This window comes from Actinoplanes sp. NPDC051405 (assembly GCF_055586185.1).
Window position 1 is genome coordinate 419,236 of record NZ_JBVJIR010000003.1, and the last position, 24,853, is coordinate 444,088.

24 protein-coding genes and 1 riboswitch are annotated in these 24,853 nt (G+C 66.6%); of the genes, 16 read left to right on the forward strand and 8 right to left on the reverse strand.

Annotation, left to right across the window (positions count from 1 at the left end):
- Positions 1-2 precede the first annotated feature (2 nt).
- Together ACZ6S4_RS09830 and ACZ6S4_RS09835 are read right to left on the reverse strand one after the other, a co-directional pair.
- Positions 3-524 (reverse strand): FMN-binding protein, encoded by a 522-nt coding sequence (locus tag ACZ6S4_RS09830; protein ID WP_465474508.1) that lies wholly within the window; start codon positions 522-524, stop codon positions 3-5.
- A gap of 16 nt (positions 525-540) precedes the next feature.
- Positions 541-2,064, reverse strand: coding sequence for a ferredoxin reductase family protein (locus tag ACZ6S4_RS09835; protein ID WP_465474509.1), 1,524 nt, complete (start codon positions 2,062-2,064; stop codon positions 541-543).
- Positions 2,065-2,445: 381 nt separating this feature from the next.
- Here ACZ6S4_RS09835 and cbiE point away from each other — a divergent pair, with 381 nt between their 5' ends.
- The 11 genes from cbiE (at position 2,446) to ACZ6S4_RS09890 (ending at position 13,318) form a co-directional block, all read left to right on the forward strand.
- Positions 2,446-3,813 (forward strand): precorrin-6y C5,15-methyltransferase (decarboxylating) subunit CbiE, encoded by a 1,368-nt coding sequence (gene cbiE, locus ACZ6S4_RS09840; protein WP_465474510.1) that lies wholly within the window; start codon positions 2,446-2,448, stop codon positions 3,811-3,813.
- Positions 3,814-3,896: 83 nt separating this feature from the next.
- Entirely contained in the window at positions 3,897-4,790 is an 894-nt protein-coding gene (locus ACZ6S4_RS09845; RefSeq protein WP_465474511.1) for a tyrosine-type recombinase/integrase, read from the forward strand.
- Between the two features lie 217 nt (positions 4,791-5,007).
- Positions 5,008-5,178, forward strand: coding sequence for a hypothetical protein (locus ACZ6S4_RS09850; RefSeq protein WP_465474512.1), 171 nt, complete (start codon positions 5,008-5,010; stop codon positions 5,176-5,178).
- A 582-nt stretch (positions 5,179-5,760) separates the two neighbouring features.
- Positions 5,761-6,996, forward strand: a complete 1,236-nt coding sequence (locus ACZ6S4_RS09855) for a phage major capsid protein (protein ID WP_465474513.1) — start codon at positions 5,761-5,763, stop codon at positions 6,994-6,996.
- Between the two features lie 385 nt (positions 6,997-7,381).
- Entirely contained in the window at positions 7,382-7,576 is a 195-nt protein-coding gene (locus tag ACZ6S4_RS09860; protein WP_465474514.1) for a hypothetical protein, read from the forward strand.
- A gap of 152 nt (positions 7,577-7,728) precedes the next feature.
- Complete coding sequence (locus ACZ6S4_RS09865; protein WP_465474515.1) at positions 7,729-7,944, forward strand: hypothetical protein; 216 nt, start codon at positions 7,729-7,731, stop codon at positions 7,942-7,944.
- The gene (locus ACZ6S4_RS09870) at positions 7,892-8,950 is read left to right on the forward strand and encodes an AAA family ATPase (protein WP_465474516.1); all 1,059 of its coding nucleotides are present in this window, start codon (positions 7,892-7,894) and stop codon (positions 8,948-8,950) included. The genes ACZ6S4_RS09865 and ACZ6S4_RS09870 overlap by 53 nt, the downstream gene beginning before the upstream one ends.
- A gap of 449 nt (positions 8,951-9,399) precedes the next feature.
- Complete coding sequence (locus ACZ6S4_RS09875) at positions 9,400-9,786, forward strand: hypothetical protein (RefSeq protein ID WP_465474517.1); 387 nt, start codon at positions 9,400-9,402, stop codon at positions 9,784-9,786.
- Positions 9,783-10,061 (forward strand): hypothetical protein, encoded by a 279-nt coding sequence (locus ACZ6S4_RS09880; protein ID WP_465474518.1) that lies wholly within the window; start codon positions 9,783-9,785, stop codon positions 10,059-10,061. Before ACZ6S4_RS09875 ends, ACZ6S4_RS09880 begins: the two co-directional genes overlap by 4 nt.
- A 499-nt stretch (positions 10,062-10,560) precedes the next feature.
- The gene (locus ACZ6S4_RS09885; RefSeq protein ID WP_465474519.1) at positions 10,561-10,848 is read left to right on the forward strand and encodes a hypothetical protein; all 288 of its coding nucleotides are present in this window, start codon (positions 10,561-10,563) and stop codon (positions 10,846-10,848) included.
- The gene (locus tag ACZ6S4_RS09890; protein WP_465474520.1) at positions 10,832-13,318 is read left to right on the forward strand and encodes a hypothetical protein; all 2,487 of its coding nucleotides are present in this window, start codon (positions 10,832-10,834) and stop codon (positions 13,316-13,318) included. Before ACZ6S4_RS09885 ends, ACZ6S4_RS09890 begins: the two co-directional genes overlap by 17 nt.
- On the opposite strand, the gene ACZ6S4_RS09895 is transcribed toward ACZ6S4_RS09890, so the two are convergent.
- Both ACZ6S4_RS09895 and ACZ6S4_RS09900 read right to left on the reverse strand, forming a co-directional pair.
- Positions 13,315-13,494: a hypothetical protein gene (locus tag ACZ6S4_RS09895; RefSeq protein ID WP_465474521.1), complete on the reverse strand. Its 180-nt coding sequence runs from the start codon at positions 13,492-13,494 to the stop codon at positions 13,315-13,317. The genes ACZ6S4_RS09890 and ACZ6S4_RS09895 overlap by 4 nt on opposite strands.
- Positions 13,484-13,726 carry a GntR family transcriptional regulator gene (locus ACZ6S4_RS09900; protein ID WP_465474522.1) on the reverse strand — a complete coding sequence of 81 codons (243 nt, stop codon included), beginning with the start codon at positions 13,724-13,726 and terminating at the stop codon, positions 13,484-13,486. Before ACZ6S4_RS09900 ends, ACZ6S4_RS09895 begins: the two co-directional genes overlap by 11 nt.
- Before the next feature lie 95 nt (positions 13,727-13,821).
- On the opposite strand from ACZ6S4_RS09900, the gene ACZ6S4_RS09905 reads away from it, so the two are divergent.
- The 3 genes from ACZ6S4_RS09905 to ACZ6S4_RS09915 all read left to right on the forward strand — a co-directional run bounded on the left by ACZ6S4_RS09905 (position 13,822) and on the right by ACZ6S4_RS09915 (position 15,834).
- Positions 13,822-14,031, forward strand: a complete 210-nt coding sequence (locus ACZ6S4_RS09905) for a hypothetical protein (protein ID WP_465474523.1) — start codon at positions 13,822-13,824, stop codon at positions 14,029-14,031.
- A gap of 137 nt (positions 14,032-14,168) precedes the next feature.
- Positions 14,169-14,957: a precorrin-4 C(11)-methyltransferase gene (gene cobM / locus ACZ6S4_RS09910; RefSeq protein ID WP_465474524.1), complete on the forward strand. Its 789-nt coding sequence runs from the start codon at positions 14,169-14,171 to the stop codon at positions 14,955-14,957.
- A 130-nt stretch (positions 14,958-15,087) separates the two neighbouring features.
- The gene (locus ACZ6S4_RS09915; protein WP_465474525.1) at positions 15,088-15,834 is read left to right on the forward strand and encodes a cobalt-precorrin-6A reductase; all 747 of its coding nucleotides are present in this window, start codon (positions 15,088-15,090) and stop codon (positions 15,832-15,834) included.
- Here ACZ6S4_RS09915 and ACZ6S4_RS09920 read toward each other — a convergent pair.
- From ACZ6S4_RS09920 to ACZ6S4_RS09930, 3 genes are read right to left on the reverse strand one after another with little or no spacing between them, the layout of a single operon-like run.
- On the reverse strand, positions 15,797-17,296 hold the full coding sequence (locus ACZ6S4_RS09920; protein WP_465474526.1) for a precorrin-2 C(20)-methyltransferase: 1,500 nt from the start codon (positions 17,294-17,296) through the stop codon (positions 15,797-15,799). The two genes, ACZ6S4_RS09915 and ACZ6S4_RS09920, sit on opposite strands and share 38 nt — an antisense overlap.
- 2 nt (positions 17,297-17,298) lie before the next feature.
- Complete coding sequence (locus ACZ6S4_RS09925) at positions 17,299-17,916, reverse strand: precorrin-8X methylmutase (RefSeq protein WP_465474527.1); 618 nt, start codon at positions 17,914-17,916, stop codon at positions 17,299-17,301.
- Position 17,917: 1 nt separating this feature from the next.
- Positions 17,918-19,435: a precorrin-3B synthase gene (locus ACZ6S4_RS09930; protein WP_465474528.1), complete on the reverse strand. Its 1,518-nt coding sequence runs from the start codon at positions 19,433-19,435 to the stop codon at positions 17,918-17,920.
- Between the two features lie 127 nt (positions 19,436-19,562).
- Positions 19,563-19,636, forward strand: a riboswitch (cobalamin riboswitch).
- Between the two features lie 51 nt (positions 19,637-19,687).
- On the opposite strand from ACZ6S4_RS09930, the gene cobN reads away from it, so the two are divergent.
- The gene (gene cobN, locus ACZ6S4_RS09935) at positions 19,688-23,239 is read left to right on the forward strand and encodes a cobaltochelatase subunit CobN (RefSeq protein ID WP_465474529.1); all 3,552 of its coding nucleotides are present in this window, start codon (positions 19,688-19,690) and stop codon (positions 23,237-23,239) included.
- A gap of 40 nt (positions 23,240-23,279) precedes the next feature.
- Entirely contained in the window at positions 23,280-23,891 is a 612-nt protein-coding gene (locus tag ACZ6S4_RS09940; protein WP_465474530.1) for a dihydrofolate reductase family protein, read from the forward strand.
- Here ACZ6S4_RS09940 and cobF read toward each other — a convergent pair.
- The gene (cobF, locus tag ACZ6S4_RS09945; protein WP_465474531.1) at positions 23,888-24,649 is read right to left on the reverse strand and encodes a precorrin-6A synthase (deacetylating); all 762 of its coding nucleotides are present in this window, start codon (positions 24,647-24,649) and stop codon (positions 23,888-23,890) included. The genes ACZ6S4_RS09940 and cobF overlap by 4 nt on opposite strands.
- Positions 24,650-24,853: the final 204 nt, after the last annotated feature.

A 24,853-nucleotide genomic window follows, 5' to 3' on the forward strand; every position in this document is an offset into this window, starting at 1 on the left:
CTCTACGCCGTCGCTTCGTCGATGGCCGCCTGCAGCGACTTCACGTACGACTCGGAGGTGAAGGTCGCGCCGGAGACCGCGTCGACGTCGGCGCTCTGGGCCTTGAGCGTGCTCTGCTTCAGCGAGGCGATCGCCGGCGGGTTGATCGTCGCGCTGTCGCCGGTGACCGGGTACGTCGCGTCCGCTGCGGTGATCTTGCCGCCGGAGATCTTGATCGAGACCTGGATGGTGCCGTACGGGTTCTTCGCCGCCGAGCCCTTGAAGATGCCGTTCTTGAGGCCGCTGCCGCCTGCCTCGCCCGAGGCGTCGGCGTTCTCGGTGGGCTTCGCGGCCGGCTTCTTCGACGACGGCTTCTTCGTTGCCGAGCCCGCCGGTTCCGGGTCGGCGTCCTGGCCCGAGTTGGCCAGGTCGACGGCGGGCGGCGCGGCCGAGGGAACCACCGGCGCGGAGACGCTCAGCCGGACCCCGACGATCAGGGCGGCGCCGGTCAACGTCCCAACGGCTGCTGCGGTACTGCGTCGCATGAGCAAACTCCCGGAATCAGAATTCGAAGGGGTCGAGGTGCAACTGGCTGTCTGGCACTTCCAGCTCGCGCAGGGTCTGCACCGCGGCGTCCACCAGCCCGGGCGGCCCGCACAGGTAGACATCGCGGCGGTTGACGTCGGGCACCAGCCCGAGCAGGCCGTTCGCTGTGAAGAGCCGGCGCGGGCCGGGGTCGTTGCGCGAGCCGACGATGTAGCGGACCCAGGCGTCGCGGCGTTCGGCCAGCTCCTCCAGCTCCTCGCGGAAGACCAGCTCGTCGGGGCGGCTGGCCCGGTAGATCACGATCGTGTCCGGCGGCATGTCCTCGAGCAGGGCCCGGATAGGTGCGATGCCGCTGCCACCGGCGATGAGCAGAGCCCGGCGGCGCGTCCGGCGCTGCGCGGTGAAGGTCCCGAACGGGCCTTCCGCCCAGATCGACGTGCCCGGCTGCATCTCCGCGAGCTTCGCGGTGTGCCCGCCGACCGCGGTGACGGTCAGGCGCAGCCACTGCGAGTTCGGCGCGGCCGAGAGCGAGAACGGGTGCGTCTGCCACCAGCCGTTGGCGGTCAGGAAGCGCCAGCGCATGAACTGCCCGGCCTGGGCGGTCAGGCTGTCCAGATTGCGGCCGTCGATGTAGATCGAGAACGTGTTCGCGCCCTCGGCGACGACCTCGGCCACCTCGAAGCGGTGCCGCACGTTGAGCCACAGCGGCTCGACCAGCCGGCCCCAGAACAGCGCGGCGATGACCAGGGCGGCGAGCGCGGGCCAGAAGACCGACGCGAAGCGGCCGGACAGATCCGCGCCGGTGGCGACCTGGTGGCCATAGCCCAGCAGCAGCACCAGGTAGGCGCTGAGGTGGATGAAGTGCCAGAGCTCGTACGGCAGCTTGGACCGCGCGGCCCGGATCGAGATCACACTGATCAGCACCAGCAGGCCCGTGGCCACCGTGGCGCTGATCATCTCCGGCAGGGTGGTGATGATCGTCCAGCCCTGGTCGACGACGCCCGACTCGGCGGTCAGCGCGTAGCCGTAGACGATGAAGACGATGTGCGTGAGCACCGCGACGACCAGCGTCGTGCCCAGCCAGCGATGCCAGCGCAGCAGGTCGCGGGCGCCGACCCACTCCTCGAGCCAGGACACCCGGCTCATCATCAGCAGCTGGATGAAGAGCAGGTAGCCGGCGATCAGCCCGGTGATCCGGCCGACGGCCAACATCAGCGTGGCGGTGTCGTTGATCGCCCCCGCCTGGGTGTCGAAGAGCCAGAGGGAGACGCTGGTGGCCAGGCCTGAGAAGAACAACAGCACCGTGAGCAGGCGGTTACCCGAGGTGGCTTCGGCGGGCGGGCGGTCGTCGGTGACGATCGCGGGGCCGGTGCCCTGCCAGCCCGACTCGTCCGGTGCCTCGACGATGATGTCGCCGCGGGGCACGGCCTCGTTCAGGTCGGGCTGGTCCCAGAATCCACGCTCCGGAGTCACCGTGGGCGCGAACGACGCTGCCGGCTCGTACTCGGGTTCGCGCTGGTCCTCGAAGGATTGGAACACGGTCGGCCCTGATCGGCCGGCAGTATCGCCGTACGCTCGCGCCATCGACCTCACCCGCTCAGCAGTCGTCCTTCGGCATCGGCCACCCCCCAGCGCCCGACGTGACGGTCCGGTCTCGGCGGGCCGTCGACGGTTACTACGCGGTTCAGCGGGTGAAGGCTCAAACCTGAACGGAAAAAGTCCGTGACCAGCGATGATCTTGCTCCGTGGGCGGGCAGCGGCGAGTCAGGCCGAAGGCCGCCGGTCAGGGGCATGATCGTGACGCGGGTGCAGGTAGATCAGGAGCGGCGGACCCGAGGCGAGGTGCGATGGCCGCGCGATCAATCAGCGTCCTCGGTGCGGCGAGTCGGGTCGATGCGCTGTCAGATGTGACGGATATGCGTGTCGGATCATCCGCATTCGAGGCGTTTGGAAACCAACCGAAAGCAATCGATATGCATCGGCCAGGGGTACGGCGGAGGAGGCTCGGTGACCGACGGCTACCGTCACGACGTGACTGACGAACCCGCCGGCCTCACCGTGGTCGGCATCGGCGCCGACGGCTGGCCGGGATTGTCGGGTACGTCCACCGCGGCCCTGACCGCCGCACAGGTGATCTTCGGTAGCGCCCGGCAGCTGGCCCTGTTGCCATCGGCGGTCGAGGGTGACCGGGTGCCGTGGCCGTCACCGCTGCTCCCGGCGCTGCCCGGTCTGCTCGAAGCGCACCAGGATCGGCGCATCGCGGTGCTGGCCAGCGGCGACCCGATGTTCCACGGGATCGGCGCGACGCTGGTCCGGCTGCTCGGGGCGGACGCCGTACGAGTCATCCCGCACCCGTCCTCGATCTCCCTCGCGGCGGCCCGCCTGGGCTGGCCGCTCCCTGAGGTCGACGTCCTCAGCCTGGTCACCGCCCCGGTCGAGGAGCTGCATCCGCTCATCCACCCGCGCCGCAAGATCCTTATTCTCAGCGCAGGCGCGAAGACCCCGGCCGCGGTGGCGGCCCTCCTGTCCTCACGCGGATACGGCGAAAGCACCATTACGGTCCTGTCCCAGCTCGGCGCCCCCACCGAGAGCAAGATCTCCGGAACCGCATCCTCCCTGGACCTGACGGGCATCGATCCGTTGAACGTGATCGCGGTGGTCTGCACCGACGGCACCGCCGCACCCGCGGAGCAAGCGGCCGCACAAATCGACCGGACGGGCCCGCGGCCGCTGGTGCCGGGCCTCCCCGACGCTGTCTATGAGAGCGATGGCCAGCTCACCAAGCGCGAAGTCCGAGCCGTAACGCTCGCCGTGCTCGGCCCCCAACCCGGCGAGCTGCTCTGGGACGTCGGCGCCGGCTCCGGCAGCATCGCGATCGAGTGGATGCGAACCCACCGGGACTGCCGCGCCGTCGCTGTCGAGTCCTCCGCTGAGAGGGCCGGGCGGATTGAGCGCAACGCTGCTGCTCTGGGCGTACCGAAGCTCCGGGTTGTCGAGGGCCGGGCGCCCGGCGCTCTGGCCGGATTGCCGGCGCCCGACGTGGTTTTCATCGGTGGCGGAGTGACGCGGGACGGGGTCGTCGAAGCCGCACTGGACGCCCTGCCATCGGATGGGCGGTTGGTCGCCAACGCGGTGACTTTGGAATCGGAGGCCGTGCTGGCGGCCTGGTACGCGAAGCTGGGCGGTGAACTGACCCGGCTCGCCGTGCAGCGGGCGGCGCCGGTCGGCGGTTTCACGGGATGGAGAGCGATGATGCCGGTGACCATCTGGTCGGTGACGAAGCCGTGACTCTATTAGGCCCTAGGCCGCGCGCATGCGAGGGAATCCTGTGATTGCTGCCCCTAGTCACCACTTGGTGGAGGGGTCTACCGATGACCAGCAGGCAACTGACCACATCGAACGATCGACTGTGGATTGCGTACTCACGGGATTGCCGCATCCGGAACCTGTCGCCGGAGACAATCAAGGGCTACTTCGAAGCCATCTACAACGCTGACCGGTTCTTTGGCTCGGACCTGTCGCAGCTCACGAAGCTCGACATCCGCAATTACCTCGCCGCGAGGCTCGACACCATGGCGGCGCGATCGGTGGTTACCTATTACCGGTCATTGCGCACGTTCTACAACTGGCTGGTGGTGGAGGAAGTCATCACCAAATCCCCGATGGCCGGTATCCCGCAGCCAGCATTCCCGGATGCCCCGCCCGCTGTGCTGTCCGATGAGGACCTCAAATCACTACTGCGTGCCTGTCAAGGCAAGACGCTTCTGTGTCGCCGTGATGAGGCAATCATCCGCGTGATGTCCGAGCCCGGGGGACCACGACTCGCGGAAATTGCTGGCCTGACTGTCGACGCGATCGATGACCGCAATGACATCATCGTGGTGACCGGCAAGACTGGCACGCGCTACATCCCGTTCGGCAACAAGACAGGGACCGCGCTTGACCGATACCGGCGCATCCGCGAAACACACAGATGTTCCGATCGTTCGGAACTTTGGCTCGGTATCCACGGGCCGCTGACCCCGAACGGCATCCAGCAAATGCTAGAGGTACGCGCACGGCAAGCGGGTATCGGTCATGTGCACCCTCACCAATTGCGGCACACAGCAGCGCATCGCTGGCTGGCGGCCGGTGGCAGCGAAACGGACGCTCTGCAATTGTTCGGCTGGTCCACCACTGACATGTTGCGTGTTTACGGCCGGTCGAGTGCGGCTGCACGTGCGCATGCATCGGCACGGCGGCAGTCGTTGGGAGACCGCTTGTAACCGGCGACCTGGCGCGAGCGCCAGGCTACCCGGTCCCACCCGATCGGAAGCTACTGATAGCGACCCCGTGAGAGCCAATCTCCGGGGTCGCTTTCGCGTCCAGGTAGGGGAGCACCGGCGAATTGATTGCGCGTGCATTGAACGGTTTTGCAGTAAATCACACTTCGTTGACAACCACCCGAACGCCGTATCAGCGTCAGGTGAAGGAGGTATCGCCATGAGAGATGATGAGGTACAAGTCCGAATCTACGAAGCGATGACCGACAAAGAACTGCTCATGGAGCTATCGGTGCTGGACATGCCCGATGCTCTGTGGCTGGCCATCCGCAATCGGCTGAAGCGCGGCCGGAGACTGCCGCAGCGACGCTTGCACCTGCACTCCATCTGATCCGGTAGACGCGACCCCTGAGACAGAGCTAGTGCCTCAGGGGTCGCTTGCCGTCCGAGTGTGCCAGGCAGCCCGGATCTTGGCTCAGCGGCCCTCTGAGGGCGCTTTTCACCATCTGCAAGATGGCAAGTCTAGCCACGCGTAGGAACGGCCTACAGGCGTTTGTGGCCCTGCACCGGGCACTACGATGAGAGCAGAGAGGTCCACACAGGACCGCCAGCGCTGGTCAGAGCGCGCATAGACATGGGGCTGGATTCGTTCCCTGGTGCTGACCCCGCCAGGTAGAGCGGAATCCAGCCCCTTTTTTCTTTCCCACCTCCGCCGGTGAGAAAGCTGGGGTAAATGGTGCCCGCTCGTCGGTGGCCGCGAACGCACTGCCACAAAAGGCGAGCGGGCGTCTCCATTCCCATCAAGTAATTCTTTAGGCCGGTAGACGACCACCTAAAGAACGCCGCCCCGTTCGGTTCAGACCACGCGGGTAAACGGAATCGATCGACGGTTCGAACCCACCCTCATAGGGCCGGGCATGCTGTCGGTGGAGCTTGTCCACTTCCGCTTTCGAGCGAAAGGGGGAAAGCTCTAATGAGCAATCTACCTAACGAAACACCGCTGCTGCGTCGTCTGAACGAGCAGCGAATTGCCGCTGCACACGAGCGCAAAGAACTCCTGCTGCGTGCCGCCGATGGCGAAGCAATGTCCGCTGAGGACGACCAGCGCTTTGACCGCGCCAATAAGAACATTGAGCGTTACGGCAAGCTGATCGAAGACGAGACGCGCCGCCTGCGGGATGACAAAGAATTCGCTACGGCGTTTGCGGCGTCCACGCCTCGCGGTGCCAGCTCGCTGGATCAGGTCGACCCGGCAGAGTTCCGCAACATTGCCATGCCGAGCATGCACGAGTACCGCACATTGGTCGAAGGCACCGATTCGGCTGGTGGCTACGTAACTCCGCAGATCTGGTCCACAAAGGTGGTTCAGTACCTATCCGCCAAGTCGGTAGTGCTGAGCGCACGCGCATCGACCGGTGGCGGAATCCAGGTCATCGACATCCCCAGCGGATCGGGCGATGAGATTCTGATTCCGAAGGTCGTCAGCGGCGTCACCGCCAGCATGATCCAGGAAACTGGCACCCTTACAGCGTCGGACCCAACGTTCGCCCAGATCTCGCTGAAGCCCAAAAAGGGCTACGCGTACTCGCTGGTGTCGAATGAAGTTCTGGAGGACTCGCGTCCACAGATTTCCAACATCGTGGTGGACGACCACATGCGACAGTTGGCGCTTCATTTCGACAATCAGTTCTTGCAGGGCGACGGTACCGGCAACAACCTGCGCGGTATCTATAACTTCACCGGCATCAACTCCGTGGCACACGCTGCCTCACTGGTTAATGCCGATGTCTTCCTGGACGCCATCAACCGGCTGTTGACGAACAACGCCAACCCGGACCGCGCAGTCATCTTCATGCACCCTCGCCTATGGACGCAGATCATGAAGCTGAAGACAACCACCACAGCGGGCAACAACGAGTACCTCGGCATGAGTGATGTCACCGGTACGTTGCAGCGTCGGCTCTTCGGTGTCCCGGTCTACCTGACCACGGTGCTACCCGTGAACCAGGGCACCGGTACGAACGGTACGCCGTTCCTGGTGGTGGACCTGGACCAGGTCGTGATTGCGCGCCGTATGGATCTGCGAGTGCAGTATGACCAGTCGCGCTATTTCGAGCAGGACATGACGGCTGTGCGGACACTGGCCCGCTTCGACATCGGAGTGTTCAACACTGCTGGTGTTGAGCGCGTTACGGACGTCAAGCCGTAATGGCCAGCCAGCAGATCGAAGCAACTTCTCGCGTCGTAACGACCGAGATTGTCATTGTGACGACACCCAGATAACTGAAAGAGAGCCAGCCGGGGCTTCCACATGCATCACCCCCGGCTGGCTTTTCATTTGCCCACGGATTCAAAGTTTGAAAGGGGATACATGGAGATGACAACCAGGCCGCGCGCTCTGCTCACCGAGGCAGACGTACGCGAAATCAAGATGCAATTGCGACTAGGCACCTCGCCCAAGTCGCTGGCCGCGCGATTCGGTGTCACGGTCGCGAACATCAGCGCCATCCGGAATGGAAAGAGTTGGAAGCATGTCGACTGACTGCCGATGCCGGCCAGTTCCGGTGCTGTGCTGGGACGGTAAGGCTTTCCACTTGGAGCGCAAGCACTTCTATTCGCAGGGATGCACGATCGACCGGGACGCGGCCGACCTGCGCGAGTGGTATGGGAACTTCAAGCCGTCGGGCAAGGTTCAGCCGGTCGATCACGACTACTGGCATTTTCAGCACTACCGAGACGGCAAGCCCTATATGGAGTCCTACAAGAAGCGGACTCATGGATTCGTCTGAGAGCCCCTGTGCGCCGTTGGACAGGCAGGGGGTACCCCGACCTACCGGCAAGGGGTTCCGATTCGTCTACGGAGTTTCGGGGGTCTGGCGCAATTCGCTGACCAGGCACGATGCAAGGCCAAGAACGACCATTAGCAAGGGGGTGTCCTGTCATGTCCCAACAGACCGTGCCGACGACGATGGACCCGCAGTTTGCGGGCATCACACGGGCATTTCGCGACCGGCTCGATGTGGACAAGAACGAGCTGGAGCTTTTGTTCACCTCGAACCTGAGTTACTACATCGAACCAATGACCGAACAGGAGTGCAGAGACTATGGAGCAGACATTGAAGAGTGGTTTCCGGCAAAATCCGCTGGCACCGCTTAAGCAGCGACTACGGCTGACCGCCGCATCGGACATCGAACCGAGAGCCGTCCGATGGTTGTGGAAAGACCGGATTGCCACCGGCACGTTGGCGTTGCTCGCCGGTCGGGAGGGCATCGGGAAGTCCACATTGGCGTACACACTGGTTGCCGACATTACTAACGGCACATTGCCAGGAGCGTTTTACGGTGAACCGCGGAACGTAGGAATTATCGCTAGTGAGGATTCATGGGAACACACGATCGTTCCTCGACTGGTGTCAGCGGGAGCAGATATCTCCAGAGTCTTCAGCATCACGACGGAGAATGAATTCGACTTCATCACGTTCCCCCGCGACATCCCATCGCTCGGCACGGTGATGAGGGACGGAGCACCGGCGCTGATCCTGCTGGACCCGCTGATTTCCCGTTTGGAGGGTCGGCTTGACACCTACAAAGACAGCAGCGTTAGGCAGGCGCTGGAGCCGCTAGTTCGGGTGGCACAGGAAGGCGACGCGGCAGTGCTCGGCATCATCCATACGAACAAGGGTGACTCGACCGATCCCCTTACCACCATCACGAGTAGCCGAGCGTTCACAGCAGTGAGCCGGGCAGTGCTGTACGTCGCTGAAGACCCAGACAACCCGAGCATCAAAATCATGGGGCAGCCTAAGAACAACCTCGGGCGCGGCGATCTGGCCGAGCTGTCCTACTCCCTGGCAGAGGCGAACCTCGGTGAATTCGACGGCGAGGAGATCACCAGCGTCAGACTCAATTGGGGGTCGGAGGTGCCCGCTGGCCGGCTGCGGCACATTCTCGCCAACCGCAACCGGCCGCCGCGAGCCAATCCCGCCGATGCCCGGCAAGACGGCATCATCGAATACGTCACCGCGAATGGTCCACTCAGCCGGAACAAGATATTTGAGGGAGTCAGGGGCAACCGACCCACCATCCTCAAGGACATTCAAGCGTTGATCGATGCCGGAGAGCTGGTCACCACTCCAACCAAGCTGGTCGACGTTCCGCGTTAGTCCGTTCCTCCAGTCGCGCCTGAGCATAGGTGGTACTGGTACTGGGCTGACCTGCATGTATGTAAACACACACTGGTACCACCCTTGTCCCGACTGGACAGAAGAAAGGTAAATACCCCCGATGAAATGGACGGGGCAACCGCGCCAGTCGGGACAAGGGTGGTACCAGTCCAACCGCAGGTCAGCCCAGTACCAGTACCACCGGTAGACGGGCGTGACTGGAGACCTGAACCGTAAACAGATCTTACTGAGAGGGGACCCAGTGGAAGACCAACTTCCGTCGGTGGAGTGGCACGCAGACGTTGTCAGCACGCTCCGAAACGGCGATTACGTCGCGCGGAGTGTGAACCACACAGAACTAGTCGCCGCAATTATGCGAGGGCTGGGTTACGCCGATGCGGTAATCGCGTCGACGATGATCACTATCACATGGAAAGGAATTGAGCCGGATGAGTGAAGGGGAAATCGAGCTGACGCCTGAACAGGCAGAGCTGGCGCAGCAGGGGACCTTTGCCGATTGGCAGGACAACCTAGCCAAGCTACTGACATCGGCAAACGTGGCATTGGCAACCAAGCCAGTCATCCGATATACGCCGAGCGAGGTACTGCGCCGGGTGTCCATGGATTTGCATGAGATAGCTACCGCCATGGCAGATGAGCTAGAGGAGCGGTATCAGAGCGGCAAGCTCGAATTCGACCAGGATGCGGCGGCAGAACTGGTGAAGCTTGCCAAGACTACGCGCCGCAACGCGGTTGCACGATTCGCTACCTGGGCTGAGGGCAAAGACCCGGATGCCGAGGATGACATTGATAAAGGTACAGGGATGTACCTGTGACGAAAGGAGACACCATCATGGCGGCAGACGAATACGCTCTTGTGTTTGTAGAGGAGAAGAATGGCTTCCGTAAGGAGCACAAGGTTAGCCCTAGTGAAATCGCAGAGGTGCTGCGAGAGAAGCGAGGCGACGCATTCGATGACAATGCAACGCTCACCTTTGCTGGCGCACGCACCGTAGATCGCAATCTAGAGGGCGATAACTACCTCTCCCTTACCAAGCCGGAGCAGGCGGATACCGGACTCAAGACAACGTCGACTAAGCGTGGTCGATGATTATTTGTGCGGAATGCGATACCGAGATGGAGCGGGCAGAGTTCCTGCACTCTCGACTGACGCATTACCTCTGCGATAGCTGCATTGAATTGCACGTATCGAAACGAGTGGGCAAGAATGTGGAATGGAGTACGTCGACATTGAACAGGTGGGAATTGGAAGCCGTTAACACAGCGTAGCTGCAATTCCATTTGGGAAATCTTCCCACCCCCCGGGGGCCCCTAACCTGCCCCCGCGAGCTTAAATTCTCGCGACGTGCGACGACCCGACAGGAAATCGAGTAGCAGAGAGCGGCTATTGCTACTCTCTGCTACTCGATCCTGCTCGTTTCCAGTCGTTTGCGGTCCATTTAGGACCAGACAACATCGAGACAAGTCGGGAGGTATTTGTGTGCCCTTATTGCCGCAAAAGGAAGCTGAAGAAAAGTGCCCGCGGACCGGTTGGCAAATCGTGTGACGATCCTATTTGCGAACGCGCCCACCGGGCGAGAATGAAAAGAATGGAGCGCGAGAGAAAGGCGGCCGGGCCATTGCCCGAATTACCACCGGCACCGGAACTAGATGATCCGGTATCCACGCCATTCGGAGATTTCATCTCCCACAAAGAAGCATGGATTCATGTTTATGACAACGAACGCAATCATGATGAGGCGTATACGAAAATGAACGGTTATCGAGACTGGGCAGTGGCCAATCTGGCACCACTAGAGCAACTAGCGAGTCCTGAGATCATCGGGCTTTTCACTGGTGTACCGCCGGAAATGGAAGAGGATGCCATTCGGGGATAGTAAACGACTTAAAGTCAAAGTCGTCAGTGATGCCGGGGATCTGATCAATGATTTCCAGGGCATACAGAAGGAAAGTAGCAAAACAGGAACGGCGATACAAAGGCTCGGCCGCGAGTTCAGCGCAATGGAAGCAAAGGCTCATGGCGTCTCCAAAGCTTTTGCGAACAAGTCCTTCGAGAACCAGCGGAAGGAAATCGCGCGGCTTGAGCAGACGCTAGCGAAGCGCAAGAACTTCGCGAATCTTGTCGGAGCAGGGCAGAACATCGGCGCTGAGCTGGTAACGAATATCGGCAAGGGCGCGGCCAGTAACGCCAAGCTGGCAATGAATCCGGCTGTGCTGGGAATTGGTGCCGCTGCTGCGGCCGGCCTGGCCCCGATCATTGGTGGCGCTGTCAGTGCAGCGGTGATCGGCGGTGCCGGTGCATTGGGCATCGTCGGCGGTATCGCGCTGGCAAAGAATGACCCGCGCGTCAAGGCTGCCGCTACGAGCCTTTCCGGCTACATCGGGGAGCGGATGAAAGACGCGGCTGAGCCGTTCGTCCCCGAGCTTGTCAGGGTGATGAGTCAGGCGCGCGGAGTCTTCGGCGAGGTTGAGGGAAACATCCGCTCGATCTTCTCGAAATCGGCCCTGCTCGTTCGGCCCCTGGTCGATGGTGCCGCTGAGTTGGTGCGGAAAGTGACACCGGCTTTCGACCGAATGGTGAGTCGAGCTGGTCCTATCTTCGCAGAGACCGGAAGGCAGATCGGCAAGATTGGCGACGCTATCGCGGACGCCATGGATTCGATGAGCAAGAACGGCACTAATGCCGCGTCGGTGGTGACCCTGATTGGCAACCTACTGTCGGGAATCATCCGGACCACCGGCTCCATCATCGGGGTCACCACCGGCTGGCTCGACCAGCTATTGAATGTCGCGCAGGGCGCATCGAAGATCGGCCAGGCATTCGAATGGATTCCGGGTGTGGGCGACCGGATCAAAGCTGGCCGCAAGACGATCGATGATATGCGGGCCACGATCGACCGCACCGGCGATTCCACACGGAAGACCGGTAGCGGATTCTTCGGCTTGACTGTGCAGACCAACGCAGCGGCAGCAGCGTCCGCCAATGCGGCCGAGAAGAACAAGAAGCTGTATGACAGTCTCCAGCAGGCTGCAAACGGCGCTATCAGTTCGATGCGGGCACAGGATGCCGTTAAGGCAGCCACCAACGCTGCAAGCGAGGCACTGAAGAACAACGGTGTCCGACTGAACAGCAACACCGAAAAGGGCCGCGCAAACCGTGAGGCTCTGTTCAATCTGGCGGATGCAGTCAACCGGCATAAGAGTGCGACGTTTGAGCAGACCGGCTCACTTCAGAAAGCCAGTGCCGCTAGTGAGCAGGGACGCAAGAAGTTCATCGAATTGGCCGATAAGATGGGCCTCAGTCGCACAGCGGCGATCAAGCTGGCCGACAAGCTGATCCCGCTGAATAAGACCTACACAGCAAAGATCACGACCTCCGGTGTCGATGAGGCAATGATCAGGCTGCGCTCTCTCAACCTCATGCAGAACGCTCTCAAGAAAGGCACCAGCCTTTCGCCTAGTGCCGCGCGAGCACTGGCAGGCGACGCAAAGGCAGCGAAGCAGCGAGGGTTGTATGCGACGGGTGGTCCCGTCAAGGGACCGGGTGGTCCGACCAGCGACCTAATTCCCGCGATGCTCTCCAACGGGGAGTACGTGCTGAACGCCAAAGCTACAAAGGCAATCGGCATGGCGAACCTGAACAAGATGAATGCGATGAAGCTTGCCGCCGGTGGTGCTGTTAGTTGGCCGTACCCGGTGACTGCGAGCAAGACCCGCATTCCACCGAAGTCCGAAGTGGTCGGTACGGTCGGTGGCAGTTTCGGAAACTGGCCGTCGAGCCCGAGCGCACAGCGTGGCGATTCGGGCGTGTGGCGGAAGATTTTGGCTCTGGTCAAGGCGTCCGGCATTCACTACAAGTTCGGTAACTCGTATCGCCCGGGTGATCCGAAGTGGCACGGTTCGGGACGCGCCATCGATTTCATGGGGTACAACCAGGATCGGCTGGCGAACTTCTTCCTCGGTCGGCAGAACCAAGTCCTGGAAATGATCCACCGGACCAATGCCCGCGACTACGCCTACACGCGCGGTAGGAATAAGGGATCGTTCAACCAGTCGCTGATGCAGGCTCATAAGAATCACCTGCACATCGCCATGGATGGGGTGTCCCAAGTGGAGCCTGGCCCGTTCGTCGGATACAACGCGACGGGTAAGCCGGAAACTTTGGTGAATGCGGATCTCATCCGGCCTGTTCAGGTCATGCCTGGCGCGGTCAACGTGACAGTTCTCGGCACCATGACCGTGACTCAGAAACGGCAGCTTGCGAGCGACCTTGCGATAGCGATTCGCGATGAAATGCGCACCCTAGCTCGGAGGAGCGGCGGCCGGTCCGGTCTGCCGGTCGGCTAGGTCCGGCGGTACGGCTCAATGGCGATACGGAGGAAGTGCTTCGCTCCGGCGTCATCGACGTAATAGACCCATTGAGCCGTACCCCACGCATCGGCAATCACTTCACCGTGGCGCTGCCACCGGTCATCCAACTTGCTCAGGATCTCGGCCAGTAGTTCGCCCTGATCAGGATTCATCCTCTGAGCCTGCCACGAACACACCCACGCCCTGGTGCCCTCTGAGAACGCCTGTGGCAATCAGGATGTCCACAGCCTTGCGGACAGTGGCTTGAGCCACTTGGTATTGCTCTGCTATCTCGCGGGTGCTGGGCAGCTTGTCGCCAGGCTTGAGCAACCCGGCAGCGATGCGCTGCTGGATGTCCTCGGAGATCCGACGCCACATCGGCACGAACGGCTGACCCACACCCATGATCCGACCACAGGACGTGATCTTGCGTCCCGGGTATGCCAGCCTCGCCATCATTGCTAGCTTTACTAGTAAGGCGGTGAGTGATGGAGGAAGCCATGAATTGGAAGTTGGTCATGTCCGAGACCGGAGAGCCGGAGCTGGTCTCGCGTGAGGATGACAACGAGAAGGTCACCTTCTCGATGATGAAGGAACTGGCCCGCGACTCAGACAACGGCCTGGTGGAGCTGGCCCCCGGTGTGTACTTCCAGCGCTTCCACCAGGGCACCGACGATGACACCGGTGGCTGGATCAGCGGGGGATGCTGAATCCGTTGTGTAGCAAGGGAATCCGGGCCGCGAGCCCCGGCTGGTAGAGTTTGGGGCTCACAACTTAGTTCGCCAGGCAGCGAGATCACTGGACAACTGCAAAAGCGCAGGTCACGGCCGGTCGGCGGGTTCACGGGATGGAGAGCGATGATGCCGGTGACCATCTGGTCGGTGACCAAGCCGTGACGGTGCATTTCATCGGCGCCGGGCCCGGCGCCGCCGACCTCATCACGGTGCGCGGCCGGCGGTTGATCGAGGCTTCGCCGGTCTGCCTGTACGCCGGCAGTCTCGTGCCCGCCGAACTGCTCGGCTACTGCCCGCCCGGCGCTCGGCTCGTCGACACCGCCCGCCTCACGCTGGACGACATCATCGGTGAGCTGATCACCGCCACCAAGGCCGGGCACGATGTGGCGCGGCTGCACTCGGGCGACCCCTCGGTGTTCAGCGCGGTCGCCGAGCAGATGCGCCGGCTGGACGAGGCCGGCGTCGAGTACGACGTGACGCCGGGCGTTCCGGCGTTCGCTGCGGCTGCCGCGTCGTTGGGCCGGGAGTTCACCGTGCCGGGTGTCGCCCAGACGGTCATCCTCACCCGCACCGCCGAGCGGGCCACCGCCATGCCACCGGGCGAGGACCTGGCGACGCTGGGCGCGAGTCGCTCGACGATGGTGCTGCACCTGGCCGTCCAGCGCATCGATGCGGTGGTCGCGGAGCTGGTGCCGAGCTACGGCGCGGAGTGCCCGGTGGCCGTGGTGGCGCGGGCGAGCCGGGAGGACGAGCTGATCGTGCGCGGCACGCTGGCGGACATCGCCGCCAAGGTGGCGGCGGCCGGGATCAAACGCACCGCCGTGATCGTCGTCGGCGCGGCCCTGACCGCCTCCACCTTCCCGGACAGTCACCTCTACTCCGCAGACCGATGCCGCCCATAGCGAGACCCATGCCATCCGGCGGAGGGGCGGGTGTCACCCGCAATCGGCGGTGCAACGATGTCTCCCGTAGGCGGTGGCCCTCTGCCGGCGCGGAGCCATGGCTTCCATGAGTGGAAAGAGAACCGGCCGGGTGCTCATTCTCGGCGGCACCACCGAGGGGCGCGAGCTGGCGTCCGCCTGCGCGCCCATCCCAGGCCTCGAGGTGATCAGCTCCCTCGCCGGCCGGACCACCTCGCCGCTGCTCCCCGCCGGCACGGTCCGCATCGGTGGTTTCGGCGGCGTAGACGGCCTCACCGCCTACCTACGCCACGAGCGCATCGATGCCGTCGTCGACGCCACCCACCCCTTCGCCGCAACGATGACCGCCCACGCGATTGCCGCGTCAGCTCAGGCCACCGTGCCGCTGCTGATCCTTCGCCGACCAGGCTGGACCGAACAGCCGGGCGACCGCTGGCACCGCGTACCCGACCTCGCGACCGCCGCAAAGCTGCTTCCCGACCTGGGCGAACGCGTCTTTCTCACGACAGGCCGCCAGAGCATCGCGGCCTTCGCGGAAGTGGACGCCTGCTGGTTCCTGTCCCGATCCGTCGAGCCGCCCGCCGAGCCCCTACCGAGCCGCCTCCAAGTGCTACTGGATCGAGGCCCGTTCACCCGTAGCGGCGAGCGAGCCCTCCTCACCGAGCACCGCATCGACGTGCTCGTCACCAAGGACAGCGGCGGCAGCACCGCCAAGCTCGACGCCGCCCGTGAGCTCGGCCTTCCGGTCGTGCTGGTCGACCGGCCACCGCTACCACCCGATGCTGACGTGGCGCCCACCGTCGATGCCGCGCTGGAGTGGCTCAGGCGGGATAGTGCCGCGGCGTATACACCTGGGTAGAGCCGTCCCCGCGGGTCGTCACCCGGGTCTGGCTCGAGCCGATGATCAGCAGGCAGCGCATGTCGATCGTCGCCGGGTCCAGGTCGCCCAGCGTTGTCACGCGGATCTCCTCCTCCGGGCCGCCCACGTCCCGGCCGACCACCACCGGAGTCGCCGGGAGGCGGTGCTGCAGCAGCAGCTCCCGGGCCCTGACCAGCTGTTCCTTGCGGCTCTTGGACGCCGGGTTGTAGATCGCGATCACCAGGTCGGCGCCCGCCGCCGCGGACAGCCGGGCCGCGATCACGTCCCAGGGCTTCAGCCGGTCCGACAGCGACATGATGCAGAAGTCGTGCCCGAGCGGCGCGCCGGCGCGGCTGGCCACCGCCTGTGCCGCCGTCAGCCCCGGCACCACCCGGACCGGGACGTCCTTCCACTGCGGATCCTCGCTGACCTCCAGCACCGCCGCGGCCATCGCGAAGACGCCCGGGTCCCCGGACGACACCACTGCCACCTTGCGGCCGCGTTTGGCCAGGTCCAGCGCGAACGCCGCGCGTTCGGCCTCCACCCGGTTGTCCGACGGGTGGCGGCGCTGGCGGGCGTTCGGCGGCACTCGGTCCACGTACGGGCCGTAGCCGACCACGTCGTCCGCCGCCGCCAGGGCCTCCTGCGCCTCCGGGGTCAGCCAGTCGCGGCCCGCCGGACCCAGCCCGACAACCGTCACCTGCCCCTGCTGCTCCTGCGTCGCCGGCTCGGCCACGAACGTCGCGGCGGCCGGGCTCGGCAGCAAGGCCAGGGAGAAATACGGCACTGTGTCCGGGTCGACGTCGGCCAGCCGGGCGTGGCGTTCCCGGTCGGTGGTCGCGCGTTCCACGTACCAGGCGTCGTCGAGGCGACCGGCCTGGGCCAGTGCTTCGCGGACGCCGGTGAAGGTGCGGCCCAGCTTCATGATCGCGGCCGAGTCCGTGGCGGCCAGCCGCGCCGCCAGCTCGGCCGGGGGCAGGGTGCCGGGGAGCACGGTCAGGATCTCGTCGCGTTCCATCAGCGGGCGGCCGAGCACCGCCGAGGCCGCGCTCACCGAGGTCACGCCGGGCACGACCTGCGTCTCGTAGCGGTCGGCGAGCCGCTTGTGCATGTGCATGTACGAGCCGTAGAAGAACGGGTCGCCCTCGGCCAGCACCACCACGTCGCGGCCCGCGTCCAGATGGGCGGCCAGCCGCTCCGCGCTCTGGGCGTAGAACTCGTCGATCGCGCCCTGGTAGCCGCCCGGGTGGTCGGTCGTCTCCGTGGTCACCGGGTAGATCAGCGGTTCCTCGATCTGGCCCTCGCGCAGGTACGGCTCCGCGATCGCGCGAGCGTTGCTGCGGCCGTGCCGGGCCGCGTGGTACGCGATCACCCCGGCCGCGCTGATCAGCCGGGCCGCCTTGACGGTGACCAGCTCCGGGTCGCCGGGGCCCAGCCCGACCCCGAACAGTCGGCCCGCCATGACTACTCCTCCTCCGAGGCGAGGGCGTTGACCGCCGCCGCCGTGATGGCGCTGCCGCCGCGTCGCCCGCGCACGACCAGATATTCCAGATCGGATGCGGCCAGCGCGTCCTTCGACTCGGCCGCGCCGATGAACCCGACCGGAATGCCCAGCACCGCCGCCGGTCGCGGCGCACCCGCCTCGACCATCTCCAGCAGCCGGAACAGCGCGGTCGGGGCGTTGCCGATCGCCACCACGGCACCGCCGAGCCGGTCGCCCCACAGGTCCAGCGCGGCCGCACTGCGGGTGTTGCCGAGCTGCGCCGCCAGCGCGGGCACCGCAGGATCGCGCAACGTGCAGATGACCTCGTTGCCGGCGGGCAGGCGCTTGCGGGTCACCCCGGACGCCACCATCTCGGCGTCACACAGGATCGGCGCGCCGCCGAGCAGCGCCTTGCGAGCCGCGGTCACCACCCCGGCGCTGAAGCCGATGTCGGCGGTCAGATCCACCATCCCGCAGGCGTGGATCATCCGTACGGCGACCCGTGCCACGTCGGCCGGCAACCCGGACAGATCCGCCTCCGCGCGGATCGTGGCGAACGACCGCCGGTAGATCTCCGCGCCGTCGCGCACGTACTCCATCTCAGCCCTTCCTCGCGGCGCCGACCAGCGCGCCGACCTCACCGACCGAGGTGACGCCACACGCATACGGCGACCGCACCTCGTAACCCGCCCCGGTCGCCTCGACCCGCACATGCGGCCCGGCGGGGCTCCCGCACCCGCGCGCGCAGCCGACCCAGTGCACCGGCAGTCCCGAGCCCGCGACGGTCGCGGCATCCGCGTCGGCCCGAACGTCGGCCAGGGACTTCGCGCAGCCCGGCCGGCCCGCGCACGCGGTCACCCCGACCCATCGCGACCCGGCCTCGACCTCGAGCCCGGCCCCGGCCAGAGCCGCGAGCCAGGACCCGGCCGCCTGCGGCGTCAGACCGGGCAGGACGACCCCACGCCACGGGGTGAAGGTCAAGCTCTCCGCCGCCTCCAGCACTTTCAGTTGTACGTCGCTGAGCCGCCCGAGCGGCACCAGGGCCCCGACGGCCACGGTCCCGTCAGCCTGCGCGACGACGCCGATCGGCTCCCGGAGGACTGGCCGAGGCAGCTCCGCGGGCTCGCCGAGCGTCCTGCCCAGCGCCGCGGCGGTCCGCGCGGCGACCCGAGCCGGCCCGTCCGCCAGCTCCCGCACGCGCCAGGCCGCTCGCTGCCGCCCGCCGGCGCTGCCGCCGGCCCGAGGGCCAGGGATGCCATCGGACCGCGCTCCGGTGGGAGCGCTGTGATCGACGACACCCGGTGCAGGCCGCGCACTGGGCACTCCCTCGGCGTCTCCACCATTCGGACCGGGATCGGGCGCGGCGCTGCCGGCAAGTGTGAGGGCGGAGCGGCCAGAAGCGGCGGGTGACGAGCTTCCCGGGATGGCGGATACAGCACTCGCGGCGGGATCGGATGCGGTGCCGGGGGCATCGCTCGGCGTAGCGGTGGGCGCTGCGTTTGTGGCAGGCGCGTCGTGGGGGGTGCTTGCGGTTGTGGGGGTCTGGGCGGCGCGTTCTTCGAGGAAGGCGTGAGCCGCTGCCAGCAGCGCCGGGACCACCTCGGCCGGCGGGACGCGCAGGCCCGCGTCCACTCCCGCGAAGATGACCGCCACCTCGTCGGCGAGCGGCAGGGCCGCCACGTCCGCCCCGAAGGCCACGTCCCGCTCGCCGCCGTCCAGGGCGAACAGGAACCGTCCGGGCAGCTCGGCCAGGGACGGATCGGCACACAGAGCCTGGTCCAGGGCCCCCACCGGCAGTCCTCCGGCGAGCGGCGAGGCGGCTATGTTGCGTACGAGTTCGTGGGTTTCGGAGGGCAGCAGGCCCGCCGCCCGCAGCCGGGCCGCCAGCTCGTCCACCGGGGCCTCGCCAAGGGCTCTGAGCTGGAGATTCGCCCGGCTGGTCAGCTCCACGTGCCCGTCGCCCCAGCGGGCCGCCAGCTCGTGCACCGCCGTGAGCTGCGCGCCGGTCATCCGGCCGCCCGGCACCCGGACGCGCGCCAGCGGCCCGTCGGCCGCGGCGTGCAGCCGCAGCGCGCCCGGGCAGGCATCGGCGTCGGCGCGCACGGATGGGATGGGCACGGCCCGGATACTACGGATCCGGGCCGACACTTTCCCGGCGGCGGTCGGCATCGTCACACCCGGCGCCTCGCCTTGACGTTGCTCGTGCGCTTCTGGAGAGTGGGAGGCCACGTGCGGCGACGCCGCGGAGGAAGCCGGTGCGAGTCCGGCGCGGTCCCGCCACTGTCAGAGGGTCCTGATAGACCTTCGAGCCAGGAACTCCGGTCGCCGTGAATTCCACCGATCCGGGGCGCGGACCCCGAGGGGAGAGCCGTGTTTCTGCTGCTGTCGACGTCTGACACCGACCTGCTGAGCGCCCGGGCCAGCGGGGCTGCCTATCGCCTCGGCAATCCCGCGCGCACGCAGGTCGCCGATCTGCCGGCGCTGCTCGACGGGGTCGAACTGGTGGTCGTGCGGATCCTCGGCGGTCGCCGGGCCTGGGAGGAAGGGCTCGACGCGTTGCTCGCCGGGCCGGTCCCGGTGGTGGTGCTCGGCGGCGAGCAGGCGCCGGACGCCGACCTGATGAAGCTCTCCACCGTGCCCGCGGGTGTGGCCGCGGAGGCGCACGGCTATCTCGCCTACGGTGGCGCGGACAATCTGGCCGCCCTGCACGACTTCCTCTCCGACACGATCCTGCTGACCGGGCACGGCTTCGCCGCTCCGGTGCCCGCGCCCGACTGGGGCCTGCTGCCGCGTGATTCGACCGCGCAGACCGGCCCCACCGTCGCGGTGCTCTACTACCGCGCTCATCACATGGCCGGGAACACGGCGTTCGTCGAGGCTCTGTGCCAGGCGATCGAGGCCAAGGGTGCGCGGCCGCTGCCGATCTTCACGTCCTCGCTGCGCACCGCTTCGCCCGAGCTTCTTGCCGAGCTGCGCAAGGCCGATGCCCTGGTGGTGACCGTGCTGGCGGCCGGCGGCACCAAGCCGGCCACCGTCTCCGCGGGCGGTGACGACGAGGCCTGGGATGTCGGGGTGCTCGCCGATCTCGACGTGCCGATCCTGCAGGGCCTGTGCCTGACCAGCAGCCGGGCCGCGTGGGAGGCCAGCGACGACGGGCTCTCGCCGCTGGACGCGGCGACCCAGGTGGCCATCCCCGAGTTCGACGGCCGGATCATCACCGTGCCGTTCTCGTTCAAGGAGATCGACCCGGACGGCCTCTCGATCTACGTTCCCGACCCCGAGCGGGCCTCCCGGGTGGCCGGCATCGCGGTCGCGCACGCCCGGCTGCGGCACATCCCGCCGGCCGAGCGCCGGATCGTGGTCATGCTCTCGGCCTATCCGACGAAGCACTCCCGGATCGGCAACGCGGTCGGGCTCGACACGCCCGCCTCCACGGTCCGGCTGCTGCAGGCCATGCAGGAGCATGGCTACCGCGTCGGTGACTTCCCGGGCGTCGCCGAGGGCGACGGCGACAAGCTGATCCACGCGCTGATCGCGGCCGGCGGCCAGGACCCCGACTGGCTGACCGAGGACCAGCTCGCCGGCAATCCCGTACGGATCACCGGCTCGGCGTACCGGCAGTGGTTCGCGACCCTCCCGGCCGACCTGTGCGAATCCATGGAACGGCACTGGGGCGAGGCGCCCGGCGAGCTGTACGTGGACGACGACGCGATCGTGCTGGCCGCCCTGCGCGACGAGAACGTGGTCGTGATGGTGCAGCCGCCCCGTGGCTTCGGCGCCAACCCGGTCGCCATCTACCACGACCCCGACCTGCCGCCGAGCCACCACTACCTGGCGGCCTACCGGTGGCTGGCCGACGACTTCGGCGCACACGCGGTCGTGCACGTGGGCAAGCACGGCAACCTGGAATGGCTGCCCGGCAAGAACGTCGGCATGTCCGCCTCGGACGGCACCGACGCGGCGCTCGGCGACCTGCCGCTGATCTACCCGTTCCTGGTCAACGACCCGGGGGAGGGCACCCAGGCCAAGCGCCGGGCCCACGCGACGCTGGTCGACCACCTGATCCCGCCGATGGCGCGGGCCGAGTCGTACGGCGACATCGCCCGCCTCGAGCAGCTGCTCGACGAGCACGCCAACATCGCCGCGCTCGACCCGGCGAAGCTGCCCGCCATCCGGGCGCAGATCTGGACCCTGATCCAGGCGGCCAAGATGGACCACGACCTGGGCCTGGCCGACCGGCCCGACGACGAGGAGTTCGACGAGTTCATCCTGCACGTCGACGGCTGGCTCTGCGAGATCAAGGACGTGCAGATCCGCGACGGCCTGCACATCCTCGGGGCCGCGCCGAGCGGCGAGGCCCGGGTCAATCTGGTGCTCGCCATGCTGCGCGCCCGGCAGATGTGGGCCGGTCAGGTGGCCGCGCTGCCCGGTCTGCGCGAGGCGCTCGGTCTGGCCGAGGACGCGTCCACCGCCGAGACCGATGCCGTGGAGGCGCGGGCGCACGCGCTGGTCGCCGCCATGGAAGAGGCCGGCTGGGATCCCGCCGCCGCCGACCACGTCACCGACGACGAGACGGTGGCCCAGGTCCTGCGCTTCGCCGCGACCGAGGTCGTGCCCCGGCTCGCGCGCACCACCGACGAGCTGACCAACGTCCTGCACGCCCTCGACGGCGGGTACGTGCCGGCCGGGCCCAGCGGGTCGCCGTTGCGTGGCCTGATCAACGTGCTGCCGACCGGCCGCAACTTCTACTCCGTCGACCCCAAGGCCATCCCGAGCATGCTGGCCTGGGAGACCGGGCAGGCGATGGCCGAGTCGCTGCTGACCCGCTACCGCGCGGACTACGGCGACTGGCCCAAGTCGGTCGGCCTGTCCGCCTGGGGCACGAGCGCCATGCGGACCGCCGGCGACGACATCGCCGAGATCCTCGCCCTGATGGGGGTACGCCCGATCTGGGATCCGGCCTCCCGCCGGGTCACCGGCATCGAGCCGATCGACCTGGCCGAGCTGGGCCGGCCCCGGATCGACGTGACCGTACGCATCTCCGGCTTCTTCCGTGACGCGTTCCCGCACGTGGTGGCCATGCTGGACGACGCGGTCGGGCTGGTGGCCGGGCTGGACGAGACACCCGAGCAGAACTTCGTCCGGGCGCACGCGCTGGCCGACGTGGACGCGAAGAAGTCCTGGCGGCAGGCGACCACCCGGATCTTCGGCTCGCGGCCGGGCGCGTACGGGGCGGGGATCCTGCCGCTGATCGACAGCCGCAACTGGCGCGGGGACGCCGACCTGGCCGAGGTGTACGCGGTCTGGGGTGGCTTCGCCTACGGGCGGGGGCTGGACGGGGTCGAGGCGCGCGGGGACATGGAGACCGCGTACAAGCGGATCGAGGTCGCGGCCAAGAACATCGACACCCGCGAGCACGACATCGCCGACTCCGACGACTACTTCCAGTACCACGGCGGCATGATCGCCACCGTACGGGCGCTGACCGGGCGGGCGCCGGCGGCGTACATCGGCGACTCGACCAACCCGGACGCGACCAAGACCCGCAGTCTCACCGAGGAGACCGCCCGGATCTTCCGTGCCCGCGTGGTGAACCCGCGCTGGATCGCGGCGATGCGCCGGCACGGCTACAAGGGCGCGTTCGAGCTGGCCGCGACGGTCGACTACCTGTTCGGCTACGACGCGACGGCGGGCGTGGTCGCCGACTGGATGTACGAGCAGCTGGCGGCCAGCTACGTGCTCGATCCGGACAACCAGAAGTTCATGACCCAGTCGAACCCGTGGGCGCTGCACAGCATCACCGAACGGCTGCTGGAGGCGGCGGACCGCAAGCTCTGGGAGTCCCCGGAACCGGCGACGCTGGCCGCGTTGCAGCAGGTCTACCTGGAGACCGAGGGCGATCTGGAAGGCGACGCGGAATAGTTGCCGGGGCATGTCGAGCCGGCGCCGGTGACTCCGACCCATGGGCATGCAGAGCGAAACGAGCAACCGCCGCGTCGTCGGAAACATCTCCCTGTCCCTCGACGGCCGCACCAACGGCGTCGGTGGCGACTACGACATGGGCTGGATCGTGCCGCACGCGGTCACCGACGCCGGCCGCGACCACATGATCCGGGTGACCGAGCCGGCCACCACGGTGCTGCTGGGCCGCAAGAACTATCAGGGCTTCGGCAGCTACTGGCCGGCCGTCGCCGGCAACCCCGAGGCCGATGAGCGCGACCGGGCCTTCGCGGCCTGGCTCAACCGGACCGAGAAGGTCGTGTTCAGCACGACCCTGACCGAGACGCCCTGGGAGAATTCCCGCGTCGTCGCGGGCGACCTGCCCGAGGAGGTCCGCAAGCTGCGAGCTGGGGACGGCGGGGACATCATCGTGCTGGCCAGCAGCAGCATCATCCGGGCCCTGCTCGACGCCGAACTGCTGGACCGGCTGTGCATCACTCTGTGCCCGGCCATGGTCGGCGGCGGCGCCAGACTGCTGGAGGACGGCCTCCCCGCCTCCACATGGACGCTCGCCGACTCGACGACGTCGGAATCCGGCGCACTCTGCCTGGTGTACGACCGAGTTGCCGCCTAATCGGCGTCGCGGCGGCGCAGCAGGTACGTGTCCATGATCCAGCCGTGCCGCTCCCGGGCCTCGGCGCGGACCCGGCGGATCTCGTCGCTGACCTCGGCCAGCGGACCGGAGACCAGCAGCTCGTCCTCGGTGCCGAGGTACGCACCCCAGTAGATGTCCACGTTCGCGGCGTCGACCGACCCGAACGTCTGGTGCGCGTCCAGCATCACGATCACGTCGTCGACGTCCGCCGGCCACTGCTCGGCCAGCCGCCGGCCCGTGGTGACCTGGAACGGCCGGCCGACCCGGTTCAGGCCGACCCGGTGCTTGGCCGCCAGCGTCGAGACGCTGCTGATGCCCGGAATCACCTCGTACTCGAAGACGGTCTCGCCGCGGCGCAGGATCTCGTCGAGGATGCTGATCGTCGAGTCGTAGAGCGACGGGTCACCCCAGACCAGGAACGCCCCGGTCTCCTCGTCGAGCAGATGCTCGCGGATCAGCGCCTCGGTCACCTCGGACCGCCGGTGCCGCCAGTCCGCGATCGTGCCCTCGTAGTCGGCGGGGGTGCGGTCTCGGTCCGGGTCGCGGCCCTCGGCGATGCGCCGGCTGGGGCGGGCGTACGCCTTCAGCAGCCTGCGCCGGAGCTCGATCAGGCTCTCCTTGGTGTCGCCCTTGTCGAGCAGGAAGAACACGTCGGTCCGGCCGATCGCCTTGGCTGCCTGCAGGGTCAGGTGGTCCGGGTCGCCCGCGCCGATCCCGATGACGTAGATCTTCCGCACGCCCAGCAGTCTGCCGCACGCCATCGATGCACCGAACCGCAGGCCCACGTCGAGGTGTCGACGCCGCCGGGTCGCCCGGTCACCGGAAAGCCGGTCGCCGGGAAGCCGGTCGCCCGGTCGCCCGGAAGCCGGTCGCCGGGAAGCCGGTCGCCGGGAAGCCGGTCGCCGGGAAGCCGGTCGCCCGGTCGCCGGGAGCTGGTCGCC